Below are 10,066 nucleotides of genomic sequence, written 5' to 3'. Positions count from 1 at the left end.
CCGTCGCCGGTGCCGGTGAGGGTGAGGTAGGAGCCGTCGCTGGGGGCGGAAGAGCCGCCGCCGAGGGCGCCGGAGACGGTGCAGATGATGCCGGTCTGGAGATTCTCCACGTCCATGGTGTAGTTGGCGCCGTCGGTTGTGGTTGCAGTGAAGGAGCGGGTGTCGCCGGTGAGGGAGATGGAGCCGTCATCGTTGAGGGCCCAGGTGCCGGAGTCGGTCTGGATGCCGGAGTTCTCGGCGTTGTAGTCGAAGGCGACGGTGAAGGTGTTGTCGCTCATGAGGACCACGTTGCAGACCAGCCAGCCGTCGCCGGTGCCGGTGAGGGTGAGGTAGGCGTCGCTGCCGGGCTGCGCGGGCTCAGTAGGCTGGACGGTCTCAGAGGCGGTGGGAGCGGGGGACTGCTGGTCCCCTTCGGCCGCGGCCACACCGCCGGTGCGGAAGAAGGCGGCCCAGAAGATGAGGGCCAGCACCAGGGCGATGACCACCACAATGGCCGCTCTGGCAGGAACCTTCACGCTGTCCTTCCACTTGCTGCGGTTGAGGAACACGAAGAGGGCGGCGGAGAGGACGGCGGTGTCCAGCACCACCAGGAGAACCAGCCAGTAGGGGGAGGTGTCGGCGGCGGCAGATACTGCGGCGCTGTTTGCCTGGGTGTAAAGAATGTTGTGGCAGGCAGTGCGCATGGCCTGCTGGGCGGTGTTGCTGGAGCTGTCCAGGGTGACGCCCATGAGGCAGAGCATCATGTCTCCGCCGGCCCGGATGGCCAGATTTACGTCCATCCAGGAGGTATTGCCCATGGCGGAGTCGGTGACCACCGTACCCCGGAAACCCCACTCGTCCCGGAGCACGCCGGTGAGCAGGGCGGGGCTGGCGCCGGCCCAGACGGTGCCCAGGTAGTTGTAGCTGCTCATGATGGCGGTGGTGCCGCCCTCCTTGACGGCAATCTCAAAGGCACGGAGGTAGATCTCCCGCATGGCCTGCTCGTTGGTCCACACGGAGATGGAGAGCCGGTTGCTCTCCTGGTCGTTGACGGCGAAGTGCTTGATATAGCAGTAGACGCCCTGGCTGGCGGCGCCCCGGATGGTGGCGGCAGCCAGCTTGCCGGAGAGGAGGCTGTCCTCGGAGTAGTACTCGAAGTTACGGCCGGAGAGGGGGGTGCGGTGGATGTTGGCGCCGGGGGCGTAGAGACCCACCACGTGGTTGGCCACGGCCTCCGCGCCGAAGGTGCGGCCGAATTCCTCCACCAATGCCCGGTTCCAGGTGGAGCCGATGACCACCTGGCTGGGGAAGGACACGCCCCGCAGGCTGCTCACCAGGCTGTTGATGCCGGCAGGGCCGTCCAGGTCGTTGGTAGCGGGCTTGCCCACACTGGTGACCTCGGGGGTGGACCAGCCGCCGTTGGAGATCATGTTGGTCATGTCCTCCACGCTCAGCTGCTCCAGGAGCTGCTCCCACATGGGGTCGTCGTAATCCTTGCCGGACAGATCCTCCAGGGTGAGGCCATGGTTGGCAAAGGTGATGGGCTGGTCGTCCGGGTTGCTCTCATATACCGGTGGGCTGGTAAAGGCGGCGACAACCTCGTCGGAGGCGGTCTTGCCGTCGGTGCGGGCGGCGGGCAGGGTGCCCTCCCAGTCGGCCCGGGAGACGTACTGGGTAATCTGGCCGCTGGTCACGTCGTCAAAGCGGTTGACGGCGGCGGTCATGTCGGTGGAGCGGGGATTATTTTCGTCATAGACAGTGGTGGAGGCCACAGTGTACTCCCGCTGGTCAATGACCTCGTGGGCATTGCTCATCAGCTTAATCTGATAGGTGCCGGACTCCAGCACATAGCAGCCGTTGGTCTGGTAGTCGTAGGAGGCCATGTCCTCGGCAGTAAAGGAGATGGTGACCGACTGGCTGTCGCCGGGCTGGAGCAGCTCGGTCTTGTCGAAGCCGGCCAGCACCACGTGGGCCTTTTCAATCCCGCCCACGGTGTAGGGGGCGGTGTAGTAGACCTGGACCACGTCCTTGCCGGGGACGCTGCCGGTGTTGGTCACCTTCACGGTCATGGAGATGGCGCCGTCGGCGTCGGAGTAGTCCTCAATCTCCTGGGTAAAGGTGGTGTAGCTCAGGCCGTAGCCGAAGGGATACTGGACGGCGGCCTGGTAGGCCTCCTCATCGCACTCGCCGGTCTCGTTGTCGATCCAGCGGGTCTCGTAGAAGCGGTAGCCCACGTAGATGCCCTCGGCGTACTCCACGTAGTTGCGCTCCAGGTTGCTGTATGTAAAGTCGCCTGCGTTCCAGTAGGCGGGGGAGGAGGAGATGTCATAGGCGTAGGTGTCTGTGAGGCGGCCGGAGGGGTTTACCACGCCGGACAGGGCCTCGCCCACGGCGTTCATGCCCGTGCTGCCGGGGCCGCCGATCCACAGGGCGGCGTCGATGCCCTTATCCTCCAGGAAGCCCAGTTCCATGGCGTGGGAGGAGTTGATGAGCACCACCACGGTCTCATAGCCCTGGGACTTGACCAGCTCCAGCAGGTCCTCCTCGTCCTGGGTGAGGGAGAGGTAGCTGCGGCCGTCGTCGGTGTCGCTGTACCCGGCCTCGTACATGTCGGCGGGTAGGTCGCCGCCCTCGCCGCCGATACGGGAGAGCATGACCACGGCCACGTCGGAGAAGTCCCGGGCCTGCTGGAGCACCTCGTCGGTGTACTGGGAGGCGGGCACCTCAGCGGGGGTGAAGTTGGAGCCGGTGTAACCGCCCTGCTCGGGACGGCTGACGCCGGAGTTGCGGTAGAAGTCGGCCAGCTCCTCGTTGACGGTAAAGCCGGCATTGGTCAGGCCCTGGATCAGGTCCACGTTGGAGGACGTGTCGCTGGAGCCGCTGCCGGTGCCGCCGTAGAGGGGGGAGATGCTGGCGTAGCCGAACAGGTTGACCTTGGCGCCCTGCTCCAGGGGGAGCGCGCCGTCCTTGTTCTCCAGCAGCACAAGGCCCTCGGCCTCCAGCTCCTGGGCCATCAGCAGGCTGGCCTCCTTGGCCTCCTCGGGGGTGAGCTGCTCGGCGGTGACATTGCCGCCGGTGAGGCGGCTGTTCAGGTTGGCTGCCATGAAGGCGTTGATGGCGGGGTACAGCTGGATGCACACCACGTTGACAATCAGCGCGATGACCAGCAGCACACTGACCAGGATAACGGGCAGCTTTCCCGCCGGGCGGGGGGACGCCGTGTTCTTTTCTTTCATATCCATGCTCCTTCTCCTTTTATTTTGCCCGGGCACAAAATCAAAAATGAAAAAGACAGTTGCTTTTTTTGTGCCCATGCTGTATTGTATTCAACATAGTGTTGTATTTCAATCATTAGATTTTTTAAAAACGTTGTGTTCAAGACACAAAATGAAAAAGTGTTGGAATTGCGGCATGAACGACAAAAAAGACGGGAAACAGGAGGACGCGCCATGGAGAAAGAGGAGCGGAGGGAGAACCAGCGGACCCGGCTGACCAAGCGCCTGCTGCGGGAGAGCCTGCTGGGGCTGCTGGAAGAGAAGCCGGTGGAGAAGATTACGGTCAAGGAGCTGTGCGAGACGGCGGAGCTGAACCGCTCCACCTTTTATGCCTATTATCAGGACGTGTTTTCCCTCTATTATGAGATGGGCAACGAGCTGGTGGACGCACTGGTGGACTATGTGCGGACGGGTGGAGTAGAGACTGAGTCCATGCTGGCCTACATCAAGGAGCGGCGGGAGATGTTCGCGCTGCTGATATACAACGGGCAGTTTATGGACATGAATTCCCCGCTTCAGCGTCGTGTGTTTGAGGAGACCATCCGGTATTCCTGGCCTGCGGGGGCGGAGATGGACGTGCCGGAGACGGAGTGGAAGTATATGCTCCAGTACATGTTCATGGGGGGCAGCGGCGCAATCCACCAGTGGGTGCGAAATGGCTGCGACATGGAGCCGGCGGAGCTGGCGGATCTGCTGGAGGGGATGACCGGGACGATGATGCGGGCGGCGCCGGAATTGGCCCGTCAGGCTGGGAAAAAGGAATGACAAGTCCGCCGGGATATGGTATACTGGAGAAAACATTTTCCGGAAGGAGGTTGTTCCATGAGCGACTGTCTGTTCTGTAAGATTGCGGCGGGTGAGATTCCGTCCAACAAGGTCTATGAGGACGAGCAGGTCTATGCCTTCTACGACATCGACCCCCAGGCGCCCACCCATTTTCTCGTGATTCCCAAGGCCCATATCGGCTCCTGCGGCGAAATCAGCGCCGGGAATTCCGGCGTGGTGGCCCACGCCTTTGAGGTCATCGCCAAGGTGACCAGGGACCTGGGCATCACCGATTTCCGCGTGGTGTCCAACTGCGGCGAGCAGGCCGGCCAGAGCGTGCATCATCTGCACTTCCATGTGCTGGCCGGAAGGGATATGACCTGGCCGCCTGGCTAAGGGCCTGCGAGCCGCGCCAAGTGTTTTGGCCCGCAGGGCCAAAACCTTGATGCCGGGCGGATTCACTCCGCCCGAGCAGATAAAATGAACGGGGTACCCCAGGCGGTTTCCGCCTGGGGGGTGAGCAGGCGGGCCAGAGCGTGCATCATCTGCACTTCCATGTGCTGGCCGGAAGGGATATGACCTGGCCGCCTGGTTAATCTCAGCGTTTTGACGTGACTGCCACCCCGGCGGCCCAGCCGCCGGGGCCTACGCTAAAAACTTGCCGCAGGCAAGTTTTCTTAACGCTGCGGTGACCTGGCCGCCTGGCTGATTCTATCAAAACTGGATGGAGAGCCGCCAAGGTTCTTGGCGGCTCTTTTTCTTTACAGATTGCAACTGCTTCGACAGGCCCTTTAATTTGAAGAAAATGTAATAAAAAGACCGTATGGTCTGTTATTCGCTCGACAATACTACCGTTTGGTAGTTTTGTCTGGGTGATATTATGTATTTTCGGCGCTTAGAAGACATCCGGTCTGATAAAGACTTGACACAAAAAGAAGTTGCGGCATTCTTGCGTATGAGGCCGGAAGTTTACCGCCGCTACGAGAAGGGAATCCGGGAGATTCCTGTCTGGGCATTAATCAAGCTGGCAGATTATTACGAAACCTCAACGGACTACATTCTCGGACGTACTGATAATCCGTCGAAGCCAAATGCGTAAGCTGGCCTCCTTTGCGCTGCCCTTTGGGGCGGGCGTATTCCTGGCGGTGTACCTGCTTCCCCGGCCGGTCCGGCTGGCCGGGGCGGCCCTGTGCGCGCTGATTTGGGCGGTATGCCTGTTCCGCTGGCGCAGGCGGCGGGAGGACGGCAGGCTCCGCCCGCTGCTGTGGGCCGCCGGGCTGGCGTTGGGCCTGCTGTGGAGCTGGGCCTATGACATGGGCACGGCCCTCCCGGCGGAGCGTCTGGCGGGGACGGAGGGAACCATCACCGCTCAGGTGACGGACTGGCCCGAAGCGGGGACGTACAGCGTCTCGGCGGAGGTGCGGCTTTCAAACCCGGGCGGGCCGGAGCTGGGGGCTGTCCTCTATTTCTACCCCGGCGATGAGGAAATCCCGGACATGAAGCCCGGGGACACCCTGACCTGCACTGCCCGGCTCAAGCTGGCGGACGCCATTGCCGGGGAGAAGAGCGGCTACTACTACGCCAAGGGCATTTTTCTCACCGCCAGCGCCCAGGGCGTCCCGGCGGTCACGCCGGCGGAGGCCGTGCCCCTGAAATACTGGCCCGCCCTGTGGCGCAGGGCCATGGGGGAGCACATTGAAGAACTGTTTTCCGACGAGACCGCCGGCCTTGCCCTGGCCCTGACCACCGGGGACAGGTCCGGCCTGACCGGCGGGTTTTATACCGCTCTCAAGCGCTGCGGCCTGGCCCACGTGGTGGCCGTGTCCGGCATGCACACCAGTATGGTGGTGCTGCTGCCCGCCGTGCTGGTGCGCAGGCGGCGGAGAAGGCTGATGGCGGCGGCCTCCATCCCGCTGGTGCTGGCCTTTATGGCGCTGACCGGCTTTGCGCCCTCGGTGGTGCGGGCCGGCGTGATGCAGATCCTCCTCCTGCTGGGCCCCGCCCTGAGCCGGGAGGGGGACACGGTGACCTCCCTGTCCTTCTCCCTCCTGCTGCTCCTGCTCCAGAACCCCAACGCCGCCATGGATGTGGGCCTTCAGCTCTCCTTCCTGTCGGTGGCGGGGATTCTCACCGTTACGGGGCGGCTCAACGAGAAATTTTTCCACCGTTTCCCCCTGAAAAAGGGGAAAACCCTGCCCCGGCGGCTGTACAACAGCGCCGTATGCTTCCTGGTGGGCTGCGTCACCATGAGCCTGGGAGCCGTGGCCTTCACCACGCCCCTCACCGTCTGGTATTTCGGCACCGTCTCCCTCATCTCGCCCCTGGCCAACCTGCTCACCCTATGGGCGGTCACTGTGCTCTTCCTCCTGTGCCTGCCCGCCGCGGCTCTGGGCGGGGCGCTGCCCGCTGTGGGTTCGGCGCTGGCCGCCCTGGCGGAGCCGGTGAGCTGGCTGTTCCACCGCATTGTGTACGGACTGAGCAGCTTACCCTTTGTCTCGGTCAGCCTGGAGGCGGGCCGGTATCTCCTGTTCTGGATCCTCTTTGTCTACGCCGTCATTGGAGCCTGCGTCCTGTTCCGCAGGGAGAAGCCCCGGCCCATTGTCCCGGTGTGCTGCTGTTCCGTCACACTGGCGGCGGCCCTTGTGTTCAACATGGCGTCCCTGCGGGGCGGCGGGCTGACTGTCACCGTGCTGGATGTGGGACAGGGACAGAGCGTCCTGCTGTCCGCTCAGGGCGGCACGGTGCTGGTGGACTGCGGCGGCAGCGGCGGGGAGGACCCGGGTGACATTGCCGCCGACTATGTGCAGGCCATGGGCAGGAGCACCCTGGACCTGCTGGTGCTCACCCACTACCACAGCGACCACGCCTGCGGCGTGCCCGAGCTGATGGAGCGGCTGACCGTCACCACCCTGGCGGTTCCCGACGTGGAGCCGGAGAGCCCCCTCCGGGCGGAGATTCTGGCCCTGGCGGAGGAGAAGGGGACGGAGGTCGTCTTTATTGAGGAGGACACCGGGGTGGAGCTGGGCGGCGCGTCCCTCACCCTCTACGCGCCCCTGGGCACCGGCGGCGGCAACGAGGAGGGCCTCTCTGTGCTGGCCGCCCTGAGGGACTTTGAGGCCCTCATCACCGGGGACATGAACGCCGCCGTGGAGCAGCGGCTCATCAAATACGGAGCCCTGCCCGACATCGAGCTGCTGGTGGCGGGCCACCACGGTTCGGCGTCCTCCACCTCGGCGGAGCTGCTGGAGGCGGTCATGCCGGAGTACGCCGTCATCTCCGTGGGCTACAATTCCTACGGCCACCCCGCGCCCGAAACCCTGGACCGGCTGGCTCAGGCGGGCTGCGCCGTCTGGCGCACCGACCTCCAGGGGACCGTCACCGTCCGGGCAGCGGACTGAATCCACCCACAAGGGGGAACAACCCATGTCAAAAAAGGAAAAGGCGGACAGCGCCGCCTATCAGAAGCTGAAAAAGGACATCGCCAACGGCAGCATCGGCCGCCTCTATGTGTTCCACGGGGAGGAGACCTACCTGCGGGACTTCTACCTGGGGCAGATGAAAAAGAAGCTCCTGCCGGCCGGCATGGAGGAGTTCAACCTCCACACCATGGCCGGCAGGGAGTTTGACCTCAAGCGCCTGGCCCAGATGGTGGACTGCCTGCCCATGATGAGCGAGCGGACTTTGATTGTGGTCAGCGACTACGACCTCTACAAGGGGGACAGGGAGGGCCTCGCCGCCCTCTTTGCCGACCTGCCCGACTATGTGTGCCTGGTCTTTGTCTACGACCTTATCGAGTACAAGGCGGACGCCCGCACCAAGCTGGCCGCCGCCCTGAAGGAGCACGGCAGCGTGGTCAACTTCGCCCGGCAGGAGCAGGGGGATCTGGTGGACTGGGTCCGCCGGCGCTTTAAGGCCCTGGAGCACGATATCAGCTCCGAGGACGCCAAGTACCTCATCTTCCTCTGCGGCGACCTGATGAACGGCCTCATCTCGGAGATTGGCAAGGTGGGGGCCTATGCCAAGAACCACCGCGTCACCCGGGAGGACATCGACGCCGTGGCCACCCCCCAGCTGGACGCGGTGGTGTTCCAGATGACCGACGCCATTGCCGCCGGGAACTTCGACCGGGCCGCCGCCGTCCTGGGGGATTTGTACCACATGCAGGAGGCCCCCATCAAGATTCTGGCTGTCCTGGGGAAGCAGCTCCGCCAGCTCTACTCCGCCCGCCTGGCCATTGAGAACCGGAAGGGCACGGCCTACCTGATGGAGCTGTGGGGCATGCGCTCGGCCTACCCGGCGGAGAAGCTGATGCAGTCGGCCCGCCGGTTCTCCCTGCCCTGGTGCCGCCGGGCGGTGATCCGCTGCGGGGAGATAGACCTGGCCATGAAGTCCACCGGAGCCGACGGGGAGGAGCTGCTCACCCAGTTCCTGCTGGAGCTGGCGGGGGCCCCGTCCCGGAAGGGCTGAAAACGCCGGACAGGAGAGATAGCGATGATGCTGAAAATCAAGGAAGCCGTGGTGGTGGAGGGGCGTTACGACAAGAACACCCTCTCCCAGCTGGTGGATACCATTATTATTGAGACAAAGGGCTTCGGCATCTTCAAGGACAGCGAGCGGCTCTCCCTGCTCCGCCGCCTGGCCCGGGAGCGGGGGCTGGTGGTGCTCACCGACTCGGACGGGGCGGGCTTTGTCATCCGCAACTTCCTCAAGGGGGCCATCCCGCCCGGGCAGGTAAAGCACGCCTACATCCCCGACCTCTTCGGCAAGGAGCGCCGCAAGCGCCAGCCGGGGAAGGAGGGCAAGCTGGGGGTGGAGGGCATGCGCCCCCAGGTGCTGGAGGAGGCGCTGCGCCGGGCGGGGGTCACCTTCCTGGACCAGACGGCGGGAGAACAGGCGCCCCGCCGCCCCATCACCAAGGCGGATCTGTTCGCCGCCGGGCTCTCCGGCGCTCCGGACTCGGCGGCCCGCCGCCAGGCCCTGCTCCGCCGCCTGGAGCTGCCCGAGCATATGACGGCCAACGCCATGCTGGAGGCGCTGAATGTGTTCTGCACCTATGAGGCGTTCCAGGAGGCCGTCTCCGCCCTGGAGGCGGCTGAAAAGCAATAAATTTGTACTGTGGGCCCGGCGGAACAATCCGCCGGGCCCGCGCGCATCCTGCCCAAAAAATTTTTTCGAAAAAGCGAAAAAACCTCTTTACAAACCGGAATGGGTATGCTATTATAATCCTGCAAACAAGAACTACTACTGTTAAGGAGGCGAGTATGGAACGCACCATCCGGTACAGCAAAAAGCGTGAGGCCATTCTGGAGGCCATCTGTTCCACCCATATCCACCCCTCGGCTGACTGGATTTATCAGCGGCTCAAGCCCGCCCATCCGGATCTGTCGCTGGGCACTGTCTACCGGAACCTGAACTTTTTCCGGGAGCAGGGGACGATACAGTGTGTGGCGGTGGTCAACGGGCAGGAGCGCTTTGATGCAGACGTCCGCCCGCACAATCACTTTATCTGTGACCACTGCGGCGCTGTGATTGATTTGCATCAGATTCCGGTGGACGCCGGGCTGGATCGGCAGGTCAGCGAGAAATACGGACTCCAGGTACACCATCACGACCTTGTTTTCCACGGCACCTGCACAGGCTGCGGGGAGAAAAGCCAAATCTCTTAAATATGAAATAAAAATCAGGAGGAAAAGAACATGAAAAAGTTTGTCTGCACCGTCTGTGGTTATGTCCATGAGGGCGATTCCGCGCCCGAGTTCTGCCCCATCTGCAAGGCTCCCGCCGAGAAGTTCAAGGAGCAGTCCGGCGAGAAGACCTGGGCCGCTGAGCACGTGGTCGGCGTGGCCAAGGGCGTGGACGAGGAGATCATCAAGGGCCTGCGCATGAACTTCGAGGGCGAGTGCTCCGAGGTCGGCATGTATCTGGCCATGGCCCGCGTGGCCCACCGCGAGGGCTATCCCGAGATCGGCCTGTACTGGGAGAAGGCCGCCTATGAGGAGGCCGAGCACGCCGCCAAGTTCGCCGAGCTGCTGGGCGAGGTGGTCACC

9 protein-coding genes and 1 pseudogene are annotated in these 10,066 nt (G+C 63.5%); 9 read left to right on the top strand and 1 reads right to left on the bottom strand.

What is annotated here, in order from left to right; genetic code table 11:
* On the bottom strand, window positions 1-3,215 hold a 3,215-nt coding region (locus tag QZY67_RS10800), incomplete at its 3' end, for a glycoside hydrolase family 3 N-terminal domain-containing protein (protein ID WP_295370237.1).
* A 213-nt stretch (window positions 3,216-3,428) separates the two neighbouring features.
* Here QZY67_RS10800 and QZY67_RS10795 point away from each other — a divergent pair.
* From QZY67_RS10795 to QZY67_RS10755, 9 genes and pseudogenes are all read left to right on the top strand, one after another.
* On the top strand, window positions 3,429-4,019 hold the full coding sequence (locus QZY67_RS10795) for a TetR-like C-terminal domain-containing protein (protein WP_295370235.1): 591 nt from the start codon (window positions 3,429-3,431) through the stop codon (window positions 4,017-4,019).
* A gap of 57 nt (window positions 4,020-4,076) precedes the next feature.
* Window positions 4,077-4,415, top strand: a complete 339-nt coding sequence (locus QZY67_RS10790) for a histidine triad nucleotide-binding protein (protein ID WP_295370233.1) — start codon at window positions 4,077-4,079, stop codon at window positions 4,413-4,415.
* 119 nt (window positions 4,416-4,534) lie between these two features.
* Window positions 4,535-4,615: pseudogene (locus tag QZY67_RS10785) on the top strand (HIT domain-containing protein); the annotation flags it as partial.
* A 284-nt stretch (window positions 4,616-4,899) separates the two neighbouring features.
* Window positions 4,900-5,118 carry a helix-turn-helix transcriptional regulator gene (locus tag QZY67_RS10780; RefSeq protein ID WP_294553293.1) on the top strand — a complete coding sequence of 73 codons (219 nt, stop codon included), beginning with the start codon at window positions 4,900-4,902 and terminating at the stop codon, window positions 5,116-5,118.
* Complete coding sequence (locus QZY67_RS10775; protein ID WP_295370230.1) at window positions 5,111-7,417, top strand: DNA internalization-related competence protein ComEC/Rec2; 2,307 nt, start codon at window positions 5,111-5,113, stop codon at window positions 7,415-7,417. The genes QZY67_RS10780 and QZY67_RS10775 overlap by 8 nt, the downstream gene beginning before the upstream one ends.
* Before the next feature lie 25 nt (window positions 7,418-7,442).
* Entirely contained in the window at window positions 7,443-8,486 is a 1,044-nt protein-coding gene (holA, locus tag QZY67_RS10770; RefSeq protein ID WP_295370228.1) for a DNA polymerase III subunit delta, read from the top strand.
* Window positions 8,487-8,513: 27 nt separating this feature from the next.
* Window positions 8,514-9,125, top strand: a complete 612-nt coding sequence (locus tag QZY67_RS10765) for a DUF4093 domain-containing protein (protein ID WP_295370239.1) — start codon at window positions 8,514-8,516, stop codon at window positions 9,123-9,125.
* A 155-nt stretch (window positions 9,126-9,280) separates the two neighbouring features.
* On the top strand, window positions 9,281-9,685 hold the full coding sequence (locus QZY67_RS10760; protein WP_294536279.1) for a transcriptional repressor: 405 nt from the start codon (window positions 9,281-9,283) through the stop codon (window positions 9,683-9,685).
* A gap of 30 nt (window positions 9,686-9,715) precedes the next feature.
* On the top strand, window positions 9,716-10,066 hold a 351-nt coding region (locus QZY67_RS10755), incomplete at its 3' end, for a rubredoxin-like domain-containing protein (protein ID WP_295370226.1).

This window comes from uncultured Pseudoflavonifractor sp. (genome assembly GCA_904419835.1).
GTDB lineage: Bacteria > Bacillota > Clostridia > Oscillospirales > Oscillospiraceae > Pseudoflavonifractor.
The sequence above is the reverse complement of the archived record's forward strand: the minus strand, read 5'-3'. Positions and strand labels throughout refer to the sequence as shown.